Genomic DNA, 16344 nt, shown 5'->3' with positions numbered 1-16344 from the left:
CCGGCCGGGTCACAGGGGCCGGCCGGCCCGCATCTCGGCGACGAGCGAGCGCACGACGGCGTCCAGCTCGCCCCCGTGGCGCCGCGCCACCGCGCGCTGCCGCTGGTAGGACGCGCCGCGCCGCACGATGGTGCGCACGCCGTCGAGCTCGTCGAGGCAGCCGAGGCGCGCCGCGACGGGCTCGAGCTCGACGAGCAGCCGCCCCACGGCGTCGGTCACGAGCTCCTCGTTGCCCTCGCGGTCGAGGATGATGATCGCGTCCATGCCGTAGCGCGCCGAGCGCCACTTGTTCTCCTGCGCGTACCACGGCGGGATGCTCGGCAGCTCGCGCCCCTCGTCGAGCATCGTCGAGAAGTGCTCGACGAGGCAGTGCGTGAGCGCGGCCAGCGCCAGGAGCTCGGAGATGTTCGTGACGCCGTCGCAGATGCGCGTCTCGAGCGTGCCGAACTGCGGCGCGGGCCGCAGGTCCCACCGCACCTCGTCGAACGCGTCGATGACGCCGGTGTGCAGCATGTCGGCGACGTAGCCCTCGAGCTCCTCCCACGTCCCGAACTGGAACGGCAGGCCCGCGGTCGGCAGCTGCTGGAACATGATCGCGCGGTTCGACGCGTAGCCGGTGTCCTTGCCGCCCCAGAACGGCGAGCTCGCCGAGAGCGACTGGAGGTGGGCGAACGTCGTGAGCATCGCGCGCTGGATCGGCAGCACCTTGGCGCGGTCCTCGATGCCGACGTGCACGTGCACGCCGTAGATGAGCATCTGCCGCCCCCACCACTGGGTGCGGTCGATGAGCGTGGTGTAGCGCTGCTTGTCGGTGACCTTCTGCTGCGCCCAGCGCGCGAACGGGTGCGTGCCCGCGCTCATGAGCTCGACGCGCAGCGGGTCCGTCACGGCGCGCAGCTCCTCGACCGAGCGCTGCAGGTCGCGGCCGGCCTCGCCCACCGTGCGGCACACGCCGCTCACGACCTCGACGGTGTTGAGCAGGAGCTCCTGCTTGATCGACGGGTGCGGGCCGCCGTCGGCCGGGCGCACGGCGTCGAGCACGGTCTGCGCGACCTGCCGCAGGTCGCCCGAGTCGGCGTCGACGAGCGCGAGCTCCCACTCGAGCCCGACGGTCGAGCGCTCCGAGCGGGCGAAGGGGATCGCCGTGCGGCGCGGGAGGGCGCTCACCGGGGCCCGTCCTGCCCGCCGTCGGTCGGGGTGCCGGGCTGCGCCCCTGCCGGGGGAGCCGACAGCGGCTCGACGACGAGCACCTGCTGGGAGCCGCCGACGCGCGTGAGGACGATCGTGGCGGTCGCGTCGCCCGTGAGGGCGAGCTGCCGGCGGAGCTGCTCCGGCGTGACGGCGGTGCCCCGCTTCTTGATCGTCAGACGACCCACGCCGCGCTCGCGCAGGTAGGAGCGCAGCCGCTTGAGGCCGAACGGCATGGTGTCGAGCACGCGGTAGCCGCGCGCGAGCCCGTCCGCGAGCCCCGTCGCGTCGAGCGGCGCGGGGGAGTCGGTGGTCACGTACGCGATGGTCCGGTCGAGCAGGCGACCGCCCAGCCCGCGCGCCGCGTGGGCGACGAGCCCCGCGCGGATCACGGCGCCGTCGGGCTCGTAGAGGTACTGCCCGACGGCGCCCACCTCGGGCACCACGTCCGCGTCGCCCGGGCGGTGGGCGATCCGGCGCGTCGTGGTGCGCGCGGTCCCGTCGGGCCCGGTCCACGACGACAGGACGAGCGCCGACCGGCCCGGTCCCTCGGGCGCCAGCGGGCCGAACCAGAGCCCGGCCTCCACGACGTCCCCGTCGACCGACACCCACTCGGTCTCGGCGTCCTCGGGCAGACCCGCGTGCGGGATGCCCGGGCCGACCTTGATCCCGACCGCGGGCACGCGCTCGCGCAGCGCCCACACCGCGTCGAGCGGCGGGGCGTAGGCCTTCGGGTCGAACACGCGCGTGCCGGCGCGCGTGCGGCGCGCCGGGTCGGCGTACACGCCCTCGATCCGCTCGCCCTCCAGGTCGAGCGCGAGCCCGTCGCCGTGGCGCACCTCGGCCTCGGGGAAGTGGCGCAGGTTGACGGTCGCGATCGCCGCGGTGAGCTCGTCGACGTCGGTCGCGAGCACCTCGAGCTCCGCGGCGGCGAACGCGAGCGCGTCGACGCCGATCCCGCTCGTGAGGTCCGCGACGCGCCGGATCCCCGCCTCCTGGTACCGCCGGGCGTGCAGGCCCGCGACGACGAGCCGGCTCGCCTGCTCCAGCCCCGCCTGCGTGAAGAGCATGCCGTCGGCGAACGCGCCGAGCTTGCCGTGCGCCGCGGCGCGCAGCCGGGACTGGGTGAGGGCCGCGGCGGCCAGGTCCGGGTCGACGCCCTTCGCGCGCAGCCCTGCCGCGAGCACGAGCGCCTGCTGCTCGTCGTACGGCGGGAGCGCGCCGAGCAGGGCCCAGCCCTCGGGGCTGAGCAGCTTGGTGAGCGTGGCGGCGTCCATGGCGTCGATCCTTCCACGGGGGCCGGGGACCACGCGCAGCCGGAGCCCGGATCGTCCGCAGGGCGGACGTTGGCACTCGCCTTGACCGAGTGCTAACCGGGACCTAGATTTGAGACGTGCCGCCACCGCTCGCGGAGGCGGCGCCACGTGCGACCAGGCTGTCCGGCACCCGCGACGACGGCCAGCCGGTGCGCTCGACCCATCCGTTGCAGTTCTCACCGCGAAAGGGGAGGTCCGACGTGTCGGTCCCCATCAAGCCGCTCGAGGACCGGATCGTCGTGAAGGCCCTCGAGGCCGAGACCACGACCGCATCCGGCCTGGTCATCCCGGACACCGCCAAGGAGAAGCCCCAGGAGGGCGAGGTCCTGGCCGTCGGTCCGGGCCGTGTCGACGACAACGGCAACCGCGTCCCGCTCGACGTGACCGTCGGCGACAAGGTCATCTACAGCAAGTACGGCGGCACCGAGGTCAAGTACGGCGGCGAGGACTACCTCGTCCTGTCCGCGCGCGACATCCTCGCCGTGGTGGTCGGCTGACGCCGACCCGGTTCAGCAGCAGGGCCCCGCGACCGTCGGTCGCGGGGCCCTGCTGCGTTCCGTGGCCGGTCGCCCCACCGGTGGTCCCACGGGTCGTGCGCACGCGCGCCCGGTACGACGTCGGACCGGGGCCGTGCAGGTCTGCTGGTGGCGCGGAGGCACCGAGGACGGTGCCCGGGGAGGGGTGCGTCAGCCGGTGCGGCGGGCGCCGCCCGCGAGGATGGCGGCGCGCTCGTCCTCGCTCAGGCCGCCCCACACCCCGTACGGCTCACGCACGCGGAGCGACTGCTCGCGGCACTGCATCATCACGGGGCACGAGTGGCAGATCGCCTTCGCGGCCTCCGCTCGCCGTCGTCGCGTCGAGCCGCGTTCACCCTCGGGGTGGAAGAACAACGTGTCGTCCGCGTCGCGGCACGAACCCTGGTACTGCCATTCCCACAGCTCCATGACGGGCCCGGGGAGCCTCGAGATCTCTGCCATGCCGAACAACCTACAAGCGTTGCAAGGGTTGTTCAAGTCCCCTGTGAGGAAAAAGTGAACGAGCAGGTTGAACCGCTCGTGGAGCGGTGCGGGTCTGCTCAACCGCGTCGGCTGATCCTGCCGCGCTGACGCGATCGGCTGCGCCCGGCGCGTTTGCGCGTGCAGCGAACAAATACGGCACGGGTCTGGCGCGAAGGGTGCACGACTGTGACCTCTACGAGGTGGCGAGACGGGTGCCCGCTCGGCAGAATCGATCCATGACCTCAGTCCGGTCCGCCCCCGACCCCGAGGGAGCCCGACCGAGCATGACCTCGTCCCCCGGCCTCGCCGTCGCCGCCGTCGCGCGCCGGCTCGGCGTCGCGCCCGCGACCCTGCGCACCTGGGACCGTCGCTACGGCCTCGGCCCCTCGCAGCACCGGGCCGGCTCCCACCGGCGCTACACCGACGACGACGTCGCTCGCCTCGTCGTGATGCGCCGCCTCACGCTCGACGGCGTCGCGCCCGCCGACGCGGCCCGCGCCGCCCTCGCCGCCGACGAGGAGGAGCTCGCCGCGAACCGTGGGGCGATCTCCTTCGACGACCGCGGCGCCGACGGCGCGGGCGACCTCGACGCCGACGAGCCCGAGGCCGACGACGAGGCGCCCGAGCCGCCGCCGTCGCGCCCGTTCCTGCGCGCCGTCCCGGGTGGCGAGCCCGCACGGGCCGCCGGTCCCCGTCCGGTCGGCGTCCGTGAGGGACCGCGGCCCACGCGCGTCTCCGACGTCGTCGACGCGGCGATCGCCTACGACCAGCGCGCGTGCGACCGGCTGCTACGCATCCCGACGGGCGGCGACCCGGCCGCGTGGTGGTCCGACCTCGTCGAGCCCGCGCTCGAGCGCCTGGCCGAGCGCACCGTGCTCGCCGGCCCGGGCGAGGTGCCCGAGGTCGTGCTCGCCAACGCGACGCTCGTCGCGCTGCGCGAGTACACGCAGGCGAGCGAGGACGCGATCGTGGCCGCCGGGGGGCCGCCCCGGAACCACCCGAGCCGCATGCGGCGGATCGTCCTCGTCTTCGCTGCGCCCGACGAGCCGCTCCCGCTGGCCGCGCACGCGCTCGCCGCGTCGCTCGCCTCGCACGGCGCGATGGCGCGGATCGTCACCGGGCCCGCGAACGTGCACCGCACGCTGGAGATCGTGACGATGGTGCGGCCGTCCGCGGTGGCGATGGTGACCACGCAGGCGCGTCCCGACCTGGGCATCGTGCACGCCGCGCACGACGCGAACCCGAGCCTGCCGTTCTTCGTCGGTCTCCCGAGCGACCAGGCCGCGGAGGAGCTCCCGCTCGCCGCGACCGTCCACCGGGTGCGCAGCTTCACGGGCCTCCTGCACGAGCTCCTCGCCGTCGTGCGCTGAGCCGTCCGCGGGGCCGCCCGGCCGGGTGCGGCGCGCGCCTGCACGCCCACGTGCCTCCCGCCCGTCCGTGCCTCCCGGGCCCCGGGCGGGCGGGGACCGGGCGGGAATACGGCGAGGGCCCCCGGCGTAGAATCCTGGTGTGACCGCCTCGCCCGTCCCCGCCGCCGTCCCCGACCGTGACCCCTTCGGATTCCTGGGTCTCACCTACGACGACGTCCTGCTGCAGCCCGGCTACTCGGACCTGGCGCCGTCGGACATCGACACCACGACGCGCCTGACGCGCGAGATCTCGATCCGCGTGCCGCTCGTCTCGGCGGCCATGGACACCGTCACCGAGTCGCGCATGGCCATCGCGATGGCGCGCCAGGGCGGCATCGGCGTGCTGCACCGCAACCTCTCGATCGAGGACCAGGCGCTCCAGGTCGACCTGGTGAAGCGCACGCAGACGGGCATCATCGACAACCCGGTGACCATCGGGCCCGACGCGACGCTCGAGGAGCTCGACAAGACCGCGGGCGAGTACCGCATCTCCGGCTTCCCGGTGCTCGACGCCGAGCGCCGCCTCATCGGCATGGTGACCAACCGCGACCTGCGCTTCACGCCCGTCGCCGAGTGGGCGACGACGAAGGTCGACGAGGTCATGACGCCCCAGCCGCTCATCACGGGCCCGGCGGGCATCTCCCGCGAGGAGGCGACCGCGCTCCTGCGCAAGCACAAGCTCGAGCGCCTGCCGCTCGTCGACGCGGACGGCCGCCTCACCGGGCTCATCACGGTCAAGGACTTCGTCAAGTCCGAGCAGTTCCCCAACGCGTCGAAGGACGGCCAGGGCCGCCTGCTCGTCGGCGCCGCGATCGGCTACTTCGGCGACGCGTGGCAGCGCGCCACGACGCTCATCGACGCGGGCGTCGACGTGCTGGTCGCGGACACGGCGCACGGCAACGTCCGGATGCTCATCGAGATGGTCGCGCGCCTCAAGTCCGACCCGGCGACGCGCGACGTCCAGGTGATCGGCGGCAACGTCGCGACGCGCGAGGGCGCGCAGGCGTTCGTCGACGCCGGCGCAGACGCGGTCAAGGTCGGCGTCGGGCCGGGCTCGATCTGCACCACGCGCATCGTCACGGGCGTCGGCGTCCCGCAGGTGACCGCGGTCTACGAGGCGTCGCTCGCCGCGCGCCCGGCCGGGGTCCCGGTCATCGCCGACGGCGGCATGCGTCACTCGGGCGAGATCGGGAAGGCGATCGTCGCGGGCGCGGAGACGGTGATGCTCGGCTCGATGCTCGCGGGCACCGAGGAGTCCCCGGGCGAGACGATCCTCGTCAAGGGCAAGCAGTACAAGGCGTACCGCGGCATGGGCTCCATGGGCGCCATGTCCTCGCGCGGCAAGAAGTCGTACTCGAAGGACCGCTACTTCCAGGCCGAGGTCACGAGCGACGACATGATCGTCCCCGAGGGCGTCGAGGGCCAGGTGCCCTACAAGGGGTCGCTCGGCACCGTGGCGCACCAGCTCGTCGGCGGCCTGCACCAGACGATGTTCTACGTCGGCGCTCGCACCGTGCCCGAGCTCCAGGAGAAGGGGCGCTTCATCCGCATCACGTCGGCGTCGCTCAAGGAGAGCCACCCGCACGACGTGCAGATGACGGTCGAGGCCCCCAACTACACGGGCTTCTGAGCGCCGGGACGCAGCACCACGACCGACGGCCCGGCACCACCCTCACGGGGCGGCGCCGGGCCGTCGTCGTCCCGTCAGCGCTGCGTGCGGTCGGCGGTCACGACGCCATGACGCGCGCGTGCAGCGCCTGGACGGCGTAGCGCGCGGCCCAGAACGCACCGTGCTGCCAGGCCGAGATCTCGGACATCCAGTCGCCCGCGAAGTACACGTTCCCGGCGCCCTGCTGCAGGAGCTTGAACCGGGACGACTGCGTGTTCGGGTAGGCCCAGGCGCCCTCGATGTAGGGCACCTTGTGCCACGCGATGGAGAACGAGCTCTCGAGCTCCGTCCGGTACTTCTCGCCGTGGATCTTCACGCCCTGCTCGACGGCGCGCATCTCCCGCTGCCGCGGCGTCATGTCCGCGTAGGCGCGCGCGTTCGCGCCGGTGTTGTAGTAGCCCACGACGAGCCCGCGGCGCTCCCCGTAGCCGTAGGACGGGTACCAGACGTGGGCGAGGTCCATGTCGGTCTCGGTGATGCCGCCGTAGATCCGGTGGTCGTCCTCCCAGAACCGCGACCGGTACTGGAGCCCGATCTTGCCCGCGGGCGACCCGACGGCGAACTCGCCGAGCGCGGCGTCGACGTCGGGCCCCCAGTTCGTGTCCCAGCGGCGCATGAGCCCCGCGGGCGCCGAGACGACGGCGAAGTCGGCGTCGATCTGCCGCGCCTTGCCGTTGGGGGCGGTGTACGTGACCGAGACGCCGCGCGGCGTGTTCTTCACCGCGGTGACGGGCGAGCTGAGCTGGACGTTCTGCTTGCCGATCGCCTTGACGAAGTAGTCGTAGGTGGTGTCCATGCCGCCCTTGGGCTGGAACATGAGCATCGACTGCTCCCAGTTGATCTCGAACGGGAAGTACTGCCCGACCTTCGAGGCGAGCACCTCCGACACCGAGCCCGGGCCGGGCAGGGGCGTGCCGTGCTCGTTCCACGCGGACGGGTAGACCGCGTACCCGCGGTTGCTCCCGCCCCGGTAGCTCCCGTCGGCCTGGAGCGACCCCCACGACCGGAGGAACGCGCGCAGGTTCTCCTTGTCCGCGGCGGTGAGCTTCTGGTCGAGCGCACCCTGGTCGGTCGCATAGCCGAGCAGCTCGGACGTATAGCCGAACACGTCGGCCTTCGCGGTGCGGTATCGGACCGGGTTGCCGGGGGTCGCGCCGGAGCGCTCGTTGTAGAGGTAGGCGTCCGCGTTGGCGTTCGTGAACACCTCGTAGGGGACGCCGAGCTCGCGCAGGTAGTCCATGGTGACCATCCACTGGGCGATGCGCCCCGCGCCCGCGTTCATGTAGACGCCGTCGGCGAACTGCGCCTTCTGCGTGACGCCGTTGACATCGGTCTCCGCGTCGCCGCCGCGTATCGTCAGCGTCCGGCCGCCGACGCGGTGCCGCGCCTCGAGGACCGTGACGCGGTAGCCGGCCTTCTGCAGCTCGTACGCCGTGGCCAGGCCCGCCGGCCCGGCGCCGACGACGACGACCTTCTTCGCGGAGCGGCCCGTGAGGCTGAAGTCGCTGCCCCGCGGCGGTGTCCACGACTCGTTCCGCGGCTGGGCGGCGGCCGTCGGGGCGAGGCCGACCGCGCCCATCGTCGCGAACATGACGCCGGCGCTGGAGCCGACCCCGACGGCCTGGAGGAAGTTGCGGCGCGAGACGCCGGTCGTCTTCTCGTCAGTGACCATGTGGCTGGAGCCCTCTCGTCCACGGCCTGACGGGCGGCGAGCCCGGCCCACGATGCCGGGTGCCGCCGTCAGCACCGGGCCCGACGCTAGGGACGTGTCGTCGCGAGCACGGGTCCGGCGCGTTTCGCGTCGGTCAACGGTTCGCGGCTCTCGTAAACGTCTCGTGTCGCGGCCCTCGGCGGCGCCCGCGGGACGGCGCGCCGCGGCGTCCGGGCGCGCGGCGGGACCGGCGACGACCCGACACGTGGCGGTCACGGCGCGGAAACGGAGCCTGGCTAGCGTCGCGGCGCCGGCGGTCCTCGCGACCGGCCGGAGCCCGGGCGCCAGGGTGGCGCCCGTCGTCCCCTGGGAGGCCTGCATGAAGAACCGCACCAAGGTCGTCGTCGCCGTCGCCCTCACCGCCGCCGTCGCCGTCCCCGGCACCGCCGTCGCCGCCGGGAAGCTCTTCGAGCCGAGGCCGACCGAGGCCCACTCCTTCGTCACCGGCGACACCCCGTCCATCGCCGACGGCGTCGCGATCGGGAAGAACGTCTCCTGGTACAAGTCGTCCGGCCTCGGTCCCGCCGCGATGAACACGACGCCCGGCGCGACGGCCGAGCAGCGCTACGTCCCGACCGACGTCTTCCCCGGCGGCGTCCTGCCGGCCGGCGTGACGATCACGGAGGCGCAGGGCATCAACGTCCTCATGCGGATCGGCGAGAACCTCGAGCGGGCCGGGCTCTCCTACGACGACGTCGTCTCCATGCGGGTGTTCCTCCAGAACCCCGCCGGCCAGGAGAAGATGGACTTCGCCGGCTGGAACCGCGCCTACCGCCAGTTCTTCGCGAACACGAACCTCGCGACCGGCGCGACGCTCGAGGTCCAGCTCGGCTCGGCCCGGACGGCGCCCATGGTGGTCAACGCGGCCCGGCCGTCGCGCTTCGCGCTCGAGATCGAGAACCTGCCGGTCGACGGCTGGCTCGTCGAGGTGGAGGTCGACGCCGTCTACCCGAAGTGACGACGACGGGCCGCCCTCCCGCAGGAGGGCGGCCCGTCGTGGTCGTGCCGGCGTCGTGGGCACGGAGGGCCCGAGGGCCCGCGGGCGCCGAGCGTGGCGAGGGGTCAGTCCCGGAACGTCTCGATGTTCGCGCCGAGCTCGCGCAGGCGCTCGGTGAGGCCCTCGTAGCCGCGCGCGATGATGTCGACGCCGCGCAGGACGGAGGTGCCCTTCGCGGCGAGCATCGCGAGCAGGATGACGACGGCGGGGCGCAGGGCGGGCGGGCAGCTCACCTCGGCGCCCGACCAGCGCGTGGGGCCCGTCACCTGGAGCCGGTGGGCGTCCAGGAGCCGCACGTCGGCGCCGAGCCGCGTGAGGTCGGTGAGGTGGATGGCGCGCCCCTCGTAGACCCAGTCGTGGATGAGCGTCGTGCCCTGCGCGTTCGCGGCGATGACCGCGAAGAACGGCAGGTTGTCGATGTTGAGGCCGGGGAACGGCATGGGGTGGATCTTGTCGATCGGCGCGTGCAGCTCGCTGGGGTGCACCGTGACGTCGACCAGGCGCGTGCGGCCGTTGCGCGCCACGTACTCGGCGCTCAGCGTGTACCGCAGCCCCATCTCGGCGAGCGTCGCGAGCTCGATCTCCATGAACTCGATCGGGACGCGGGCCACGGTGATCTCCGAGCCCGTGACGATGCCCGCCGTGAGCAGGCTCATCGCCTCGACCGGGTCCTCCGAGACGGCGTACTCCACGTCCACGTCGATGTCGGTGCGGCCGTGCACGCGCAGGGTCGTCGTGCCGATCCCCTCGACCTGCACGCCGAGCAGCTCGAGGTAGAAGCACAGGTCCTGCACCATGTAGTTCGAGCTGGCGTTGCGGATCGTCGTCACGCCCTCGCGGCGGGCCGCGGCCATGAGCGCGTTCTCGGTGACGGTGTCGCCGCGCTCGGTGAGCACGACCGACAGGTCCGTGCCCGACGCCGGGGCGACGGTCGCGTGGTAGTTCCCGCCCGTCGCGGTGACGGCCAGGCCGAAGGGCCGCAGGGCGATCATGTGCGGCTCGACGGTGCGGGTCCCGAGGTCGCAGCCGCCCGCGTACGGGAGCTCGAACGTGTCCCGCAGCCCGAGCAGCGGCCCGAGGAACATGATGATCGAGCGCGTGCGGCGCGCGGCGTCGACGTCGATCGCGGCGAGGTCGAGGCGCTCCGGCACGACGATCTCGAGGTCCCGGCCGCCCGTCGTCCAGGTCGCCCGCACGCCGATGGAGCGCAGCACGTCGACGATCCGGTCGACCTCGACGATGCGGGCCACGCCGCGCAGGGTGGTGCGACCGCGGTTGAGGAGCGAGGCGCACAGCAGCGCGACCGCGCCGTTCTTGGAGGAGTTCACCTCGATGCGGCCGGAGAGGGTCTGGCCGCCCTGGACGCGCAGGTGCGCGTGCTTGGGGCCGCCGAGGCTGATGATCTCGGAGTCGAGCGCGAGGCCGATGCGGTTGAGCATCTCCAGGCTGAGGTTCTGCGAGCCCTGCTCGATGCGGTGCACGGCGCTCTGGCTCGTGCCGAGCCGCTCCGCGAGCTGCGTCTGGGTGAGACCCCGGTTCTGGCGGGCGCCGCGGATGAGCGCGCCGACCTGCGTGAGAGGTGCGTCGTCGATCGCTGTCATGAGAGCGACGATAACTCATGGATGAGATATCGACGCGGCGAAGGGCCCCGTGCGGTCCGCCATCATGCCTCCATCACACGACCTTCACCCGCATCATGAGATATGCCCGCAGGTGGCGACGCGGGCGTGCGCCCGGGTCAGCCCGGCCAGCGGCCGTCCGCGCCGGCGCCGACGTAGGGCTGGTCGGGGTCCGGGTCCAGGGCGTCGACCCACTGCCGGTGCGCGACGACCTGCAGGTCGTGCAGCGCGACCGGGCCGAGCCCGGCCAGGTCCGGGTACGCGCGCGCGAGCGCGTCGAGCAGGTCGAGCGTCGCGAGCACGTCCCCGTCCGCCGTGTGCAGGGGCCCGACGTCGAGCACCTCGTAGCGCGCGCACAGGTCGACGAGCCGGCGCTTGCCCTCGCGGGCCGGGTCCCACGCCCGGTCGAGCACGAGCGGGTCGAGCACCGGCCGCACGGGCCGCCCGAGGCGCGCGGCGAGCGTCGGCAGGCCGTGCCGCACGAGCTCGGTGTCGAGGATCGCGAGGTCGAACGCGGCGTTGTAGGCGACGAGGGGGACGCCGTCGCGCTGGGCGTCGACGACGAGCGTCGCGATCTCGTCGAGCGCGACGGCGGGGGCCGACCCGTGCGCCGTGGCGTGCGCGGTCGTGATGCCGTGGATCCCCGTGGCCTCCGCCGGGATCTCGACGCCGGGGTCGAGGAGCCACGTGCGCACGTGCGTGGCGCCCGGCTCGCGGAGCACGAGCGCGGCGGTGACGACGCGGTCGACGTCGACGTCGAGGCCCGTGGTCTCGGTGTCGAGACCGAGCAGCGGTCCCGCCGTCCAGGGCGTCGTCGTCATGGTCCACCTCTGCCGTCCGGTCGGGGCCCGGGGCGCCCGGCGCTCCCGTCGTCGCCGGACGTCCCGGCGACGAGCGTCACCCTGCCAGCGCCCACCCACACGGTGGTCGGTGCAGGTGGCGGGCACGGCCCGCCGGTAGGCTGACCCGGTGAGCAACGAGATCGAGATCGGACGTGGCAAGCGCGGTCGGCGCGCGTTCTCCTTCGACGACGTCGCCGTCGTGCCCTCGCGGCGCACGCGCGACCCGGAGGAGGTGTCGGTCGGCTGGCAGATCGACGCCTACCACTTCGACCTGCCGATCCTCGCGGCGCCCATGGACTCGGTCATGAGCCCGGCTACCGCCGTCGCGCTCGGCAACCACGGCGGCCTCGGTGTCCTCGACCTCGAGGGCCTGTGGACGCGCTACGACGACCCGACCGCGCTCCTCGAGGAGATCGCCGGGCTCGAGCCGCTCGAGGCGACGCGCCGCATGCAGGAGATCTACGCCGAGCCCATCAAGGCCGACCTCATCACGCAGCGCCTCAAGGAGATCCGCGCGGCGGGCGTCACCGTCGCCGCGGCCCTGTCGCCGCAGCGCACCCAGGAGCACTACCAGACGGTGGTCGACGCGGGCGTCGACCTGTTCGTCATCCGCGGCACGACGGTCTCCGCCGAGCACGTGTCCGGCGTCGCCGAGCCGCTCAACCTCAAGCGCTTCATCTACGAGCTCGACGTCCCGGTCGTCGTGGGTGGCGCGTCCACGTACACCGCGGCGCTGCACCTCATGCGCACGGGCGCCGCGGGCGTCCTCGTCGGCTTCGGCGGCGGCGCCGCCCACACCACGCGGGTCTCGCTCGGCATCCACGCGCCCATGGCGACCGCGGTCGCGGACGTCGCGGCGGCCCGCCGCGACTACCTCGACGAGTCGGGGGGCCGCTACGTGCACGTCATCGCGGACGGCGGCGTCGGCCGCTCGGGCGACCTCGTCAAGGCGGTCGCGTGCGGCGCCGACGCGGTGATGCTCGGCGCGGCGCTCGCGCGGGCCGAGGAGGCGCCGGGCAAGGGCTGGCACTGGGGCTCGGAGGCCCACCACGCCCAGCTCCCGCGCGGCGAGCGCGTGCGCGTCGGCACGGCCGGCACGCTCGAGGAGATCCTCTTCGGGCCGGGCCGCCAGGCGGACGGCACGCTCAACCTCGTCGGCGCGCTCCGCCGGGCCATGGCGACGACCGGGTACTCGGACCTCAAGGAGTTCCAGCGCGTCGAGGTCGTCGTCTCCCCGTACCAGCCCCGCTGAGCCCGCCGTGGCCGGACGCATCGCCGACGGTCCGCGCCTGACGCACGCCGGCGACGGCGCGCCGGGCGGCAACGGCTCCGTGCCCGCCGCGGGCGCGGCCCGCCCGGAGGCGGACGTCGCGGACGCGGCCTCGTCGGAGGCCTCCACCGACCTGGTCTTCACGGAGGTCGAGGACGCCGACGTCGAGGCGGTCGTCGCGCTGTGGCGGGAGTGCGGGCTCACCCGGCCCTGGAACGACCCGTACCGCGACCTCGCCGACGCCCGCCTGGGCGAGACCTCGACGGTGCTCGTGGGCCGTGCGACGCGCGACCTGCCCACGGTGGCCCCGGACGGTGCTCCCGAGGCGCCCGGGGTCGCGGCGGGGGAGCTCGTCGCGACGGCCATGGCCGGCGTGGACGGGCACCGTGGCTGGCTCTACTACGTGGCGGTCGACCCTCGCGTCCAGGGGCGCGGCGCGGGCCGTGCGACGGTCGTCGCGGCGGAGGCGTGGCTCGCCGCGCAGGGCGCGCGGGCCGTGCGCCTCATGGTGCGCGCCACGAACGACGCGGTGCGCGGCTTCTACGAGCGACTCGGGTACGCGGACCAGGAGTGCGTCGTGCTCGGCCGCCCGCTCGGCGCCCCGGACGCCCGCGACGCCGGACGATGACCCCCGCCGCGTGGCGGCCGGACGACGACGACCTCGCCGCCCTCGAGACCGAGCACCGCGCGCGCGTCGCGGTGCTCGACCCGCTCGTCGCGGTCCCCGCTCTCGGTGCCACCGCGGACGACGAGCGTCTCCTCGCCGTGCGGCTCCCGGACGGTTCCCGGGCCGCGGGGCTCCTCGGGGTGGGGGACGTCGGACCCGGCTCCGCGGCGGCGGGGTTCCGCGCGCTGCGCGAGCACCGGCTGCGGGCGCGCGCGGCGGGACCGGACGTGGGCGGCGCGGTCCGCGCGCTCGTCGCGGCCTGGACGGCGCGCGTCGGGCGCGACCCGGGCAGCGCACCGGCGGGCGACGGGCTGCCCGAGCGGGGCCCTGCACCCCGCGACCACGGCCTGGCGCTCCTGTGGCCGAGCCGCGACGTCGAGGCCGTGGGCGCCCTCGCGGCGAGCGGCCTGCGCCCCACCGTGCACCTCGTCGCGCGCTGCGGCGCCCCGTCGGCCCGGCCCCGCACGGACCTCCCCGGGCTCGTGCTGACCGACGCCGGCCCGGACGACGTGGCCGCCGTCGTCGAGCACCAGCGCGCCGAGCTCGCGTACGACGAGCTCGTGGGCGCGGCCCGCGTCCGGCCACTCGCGGCCGAGCACCTCGCCGCCCAGGTCGCCGCCGCCGTCGAGAACCCGCGCACCACGGTCCTCGTGGCGCGCCGCCAGGGGCCGGGGGAGCGGGCGGGCGAGGTCGTGGGCGTCGTCGCGGTCGAGCCGCCGGAGCGCTCCGGGGCCATGGCCGGGACCGTCACGGCGGGGCCGGTCGCCTACCTCGTCCTGCTGCACGTGACGGGCAGCGCGCGCGGTACCGGGGTCGGCAGGGCGCTCGTCGACGCGGCGCTCGCGCGCGTGCACGAGCAGGCCGGGCCGGGCGCGGTCGTCGTGCTGCACCACGGCGTGCTCAACCCGCTGTCCGCGCCGTTCTGGGCGCGGCAGGGGTTCCGGCCCGTGCTCACCACGTGGGAGCAGCCCGTCGACGCGCTGTCAGCGCCACGACGTAGCCTGTCCCCATGACGAGCTCATCCGGCACACCCGGCTCCGGGCGCGGCGACGGCGCCGCGCTGGACGGCCTGATCGACCCCGAGAACCCGGCCGCGACCTACGTCCTCGAGCCGGAGGTCGTGGCCCCCCTCGCGCAGCGCGTCGTCACGAGCAACGAGGCGGGCATGCACCGCTCCGTCCTGCCGTCCACGGGAGCCCCGCTCGCCGCGGTCCCCGTCTCGTCCGTCGCGGACGTCGCCCGTGCCGTGGCACGCGCGCGGGCCGCGCAGCCGGCCTGGGCCGCCCGTTCCGTGCGCGAGCGCGCGGCGGTGCTGCGGCGCTTCGGCGAGCTCGTGCTCGCGCGCCAGTCCGACGGCCTCGACCTCATCCAGATGGAGTCCGGCAAGTCGCGGCGCAGCGCGTTCGAGGAGGTCGCGGACGTCGCGATCCTCACGCGCCACTACGCCCAGCGCGGCCCGCGCTACCTCGCCGACCGGCGGGCGCCGGGGATGCTGCCCGTGCTCACCGGGACGCGCGTGCACCGCCGTCCCGTGGGCGTCGTCGGCGTCATCGCGCCGTGGAACTACCCGCTGACGCTCGCGTTCGCCGAGGCCGTGCCCGCGCTCGTGGCGGGGAACGCCGTCGTGCTCAAGCCGGACCCGCAGACGACGCTCACCGCGCTGTGGGGCGCGGAGCTGCTCGAGGAGGCGGGGCTGCCCGCCGACCTGTTCCTCGTCGTCGCGGGCGGGGGAGACGTCGGCGCCGCGGTGACCGACCACGTGGACCACATCGCGTTCACGGGCTCGACGGCCACCGGCCGCAAGGTCGCGGCGCGCGCGGGGGAGCGCCTCATCGGCGCGACGCTCGAGCTGGGCGGCAAGAACCCGCTCTACGTCGCGGCCGACGCCGACGTGCGCGCCGCCGCGCGTGGCGCCGTGCGCGCGTGCTTCTCCAACTCCGGCCAGCTCTGCGTGTCGATCGAGCGGCTCGTGCTGCACGAGGACGTGGCGGACGCGTTCCTCGACGAGTTCGTGCCCCTCGTGCGTGAGATGCGTCTCGGCGCCGGGCTCGACTACTCGGCCGACATGGGGTCGCTCACGTCGCAGGCGCAGCTCGACCGCGTGGTCGCCCACGTCGAGGACGCCATCGCGCGCGGCGCGCGCGTCCTCGCGGGCGGCGTGCACCGGGCGGACATCGGGCCGTGGTTCTACGCGCCCACCGTCCTCGACGACGTGCCCGACGACGCGGCGTGCGCGCGCGAGGAGACGTTCGGCCCGGTCGTCTCCGTGCGCAGGGTCGCGAGCGACGACGAGGCCGTCGAGGTCATGAACGACACCGAGTACGGGCTCAACGCGAGCGTGTGGACGCGCGACGCCGCCCGGGGCCGTCGGATCGCGGCGCGCGTCGAGGCCGGGACGGTCAACGTCAACGACGGCTACTCCGCGACGTGGGGCTCCGTCGGGGCGCCGATGGGCGGGTTCAAGGCGTCGGGCCTCGGGCGCCGCCACGGGCGCGAGGGGATCGAGGCGCTCACCGAGGCGCAGACGATCTCCGTGCAGCGCGGCGCGAACCAGGGCCTCACGCTCGACGCGCTCTACCAGCTCGGCGGGGAGCTGCCGAGCAAGGTCCTCACGTCGGCGCTCGACGTCATGCGCCGCCTGCGGCTGCCCTGACGGAG

The 16344-nt window shown here is 74.4% G+C and carries 14 protein-coding genes; 8 read left to right on the top strand and 6 right to left on the bottom strand.

Translation table 11 applies throughout. The features are described 5' to 3' along the window. Positions 1 to 9 precede the first annotated feature (9 nt). Both RDI86_RS03880 and RDI86_RS03875 read right to left on the bottom strand, forming a co-directional pair. Positions 10 to 1167 (bottom strand): glutamate--cysteine ligase, encoded by a 1158-nt coding sequence (locus RDI86_RS03880; protein WP_308820732.1) that lies wholly within the window; start codon positions 1165 to 1167, stop codon positions 10 to 12. Beyond that, the gene (locus tag RDI86_RS03875) at positions 1164 to 2465 is read right to left on the bottom strand and encodes an SAM-dependent methyltransferase (protein ID WP_308820731.1); all 1302 of its coding nucleotides are present in this window, start codon (positions 2463 to 2465) and stop codon (positions 1164 to 1166) included. Before RDI86_RS03875 ends, RDI86_RS03880 begins: the two co-directional genes overlap by 4 nt. Positions 2466 to 2704: 239 nt before the next feature. On the opposite strand from RDI86_RS03875, the gene groES reads away from it, so the two are divergent. Next, on the top strand, positions 2705 to 3001 hold the full coding sequence (groES, locus tag RDI86_RS03870; protein WP_021482870.1) for a co-chaperone GroES: 297 nt from the start codon (positions 2705 to 2707) through the stop codon (positions 2999 to 3001). Between the two features lie 189 nt (positions 3002 to 3190). Here the strand turns inward: groES and RDI86_RS03865 are convergent, their stop codons facing one another. Then, positions 3191 to 3481 carry a WhiB family transcriptional regulator gene (locus RDI86_RS03865; RefSeq protein WP_031316449.1) on the bottom strand — a complete coding sequence of 97 codons (291 nt, stop codon included), beginning with the start codon at positions 3479 to 3481 and terminating at the stop codon, positions 3191 to 3193. A 305-nt stretch (positions 3482 to 3786) separates the two neighbouring features. Between RDI86_RS03865 and RDI86_RS03860 the strand changes: the two genes are divergently transcribed. Continuing rightward, positions 3787 to 4872: a MerR family transcriptional regulator gene (locus tag RDI86_RS03860; RefSeq protein ID WP_285678237.1), complete on the top strand. Its 1086-nt coding sequence runs from the start codon at positions 3787 to 3789 to the stop codon at positions 4870 to 4872. Between the two features lie 139 nt (positions 4873 to 5011). Further along, positions 5012 to 6541 (top strand): IMP dehydrogenase, encoded by a 1530-nt coding sequence (gene guaB / locus RDI86_RS03855; protein WP_021479849.1) that lies wholly within the window; start codon positions 5012 to 5014, stop codon positions 6539 to 6541. A gap of 97 nt (positions 6542 to 6638) precedes the next feature. On the opposite strand, the gene RDI86_RS03850 is transcribed toward guaB, so the two are convergent. Next, complete coding sequence (locus tag RDI86_RS03850; RefSeq protein WP_061268650.1) at positions 6639 to 8252, bottom strand: FAD-dependent oxidoreductase; 1614 nt, start codon at positions 8250 to 8252, stop codon at positions 6639 to 6641. Between the two features lie 358 nt (positions 8253 to 8610). Between RDI86_RS03850 and RDI86_RS03845 the strand changes: the two genes are divergently transcribed. After that, positions 8611 to 9249 carry a Rid family hydrolase gene (locus RDI86_RS03845; RefSeq protein WP_076405096.1) on the top strand — a complete coding sequence of 213 codons (639 nt, stop codon included), beginning with the start codon at positions 8611 to 8613 and terminating at the stop codon, positions 9247 to 9249. 104 nt (positions 9250 to 9353) lie between these two features. Here the strand turns inward: RDI86_RS03845 and RDI86_RS03840 are convergent, their stop codons facing one another. Together RDI86_RS03840 and RDI86_RS03835 are read right to left on the bottom strand one after the other, a co-directional pair. Then, positions 9354 to 10889 carry a UDP-N-acetylglucosamine 1-carboxyvinyltransferase gene (locus RDI86_RS03840; RefSeq protein ID WP_194522185.1) on the bottom strand — a complete coding sequence of 512 codons (1536 nt, stop codon included), beginning with the start codon at positions 10887 to 10889 and terminating at the stop codon, positions 9354 to 9356. A gap of 137 nt (positions 10890 to 11026) precedes the next feature. Then, positions 11027 to 11728 carry an exonuclease domain-containing protein gene (locus RDI86_RS03835; RefSeq protein ID WP_308820730.1) on the bottom strand — a complete coding sequence of 234 codons (702 nt, stop codon included), beginning with the start codon at positions 11726 to 11728 and terminating at the stop codon, positions 11027 to 11029. 148 nt (positions 11729 to 11876) lie between these two features. Between RDI86_RS03835 and RDI86_RS03830 the strand changes: the two genes are divergently transcribed. Genes RDI86_RS03830 through RDI86_RS03815 form a run of 4 tightly spaced genes read left to right on the top strand, consistent with a single transcriptional unit; the run spans position 11877 to position 16339 of the window. Further along, positions 11877 to 13001 (top strand): GuaB3 family IMP dehydrogenase-related protein, encoded by a 1125-nt coding sequence (locus RDI86_RS03830; RefSeq protein ID WP_034653983.1) that lies wholly within the window; start codon positions 11877 to 11879, stop codon positions 12999 to 13001. Between the two features lie 7 nt (positions 13002 to 13008). Next, on the top strand, positions 13009 to 13647 hold the full coding sequence (locus RDI86_RS03825) for a GNAT family N-acetyltransferase (protein WP_308820729.1): 639 nt from the start codon (positions 13009 to 13011) through the stop codon (positions 13645 to 13647). Then, positions 13644 to 14699: a GNAT family N-acetyltransferase gene (locus tag RDI86_RS03820; RefSeq protein ID WP_308820728.1), complete on the top strand. Its 1056-nt coding sequence runs from the start codon at positions 13644 to 13646 to the stop codon at positions 14697 to 14699. Before RDI86_RS03825 ends, RDI86_RS03820 begins: the two co-directional genes overlap by 4 nt. Next, entirely contained in the window at positions 14696 to 16339 is a 1644-nt protein-coding gene (locus tag RDI86_RS03815; RefSeq protein WP_308820727.1) for a succinic semialdehyde dehydrogenase, read from the top strand. Before RDI86_RS03820 ends, RDI86_RS03815 begins: the two co-directional genes overlap by 4 nt. The last annotated feature ends 5 nt before the right edge of the window (positions 16340 to 16344 follow it).

This window comes from Cellulosimicrobium sp. XJ-DQ-B-000 (genome assembly GCF_031119065.1).
Taxonomy (GTDB): domain Bacteria; phylum Actinomycetota; class Actinomycetes; order Actinomycetales; family Cellulomonadaceae; genus Cellulosimicrobium; species Cellulosimicrobium funkei.
This window is presented reverse-complemented; position numbering and strand designations above follow the sequence as displayed.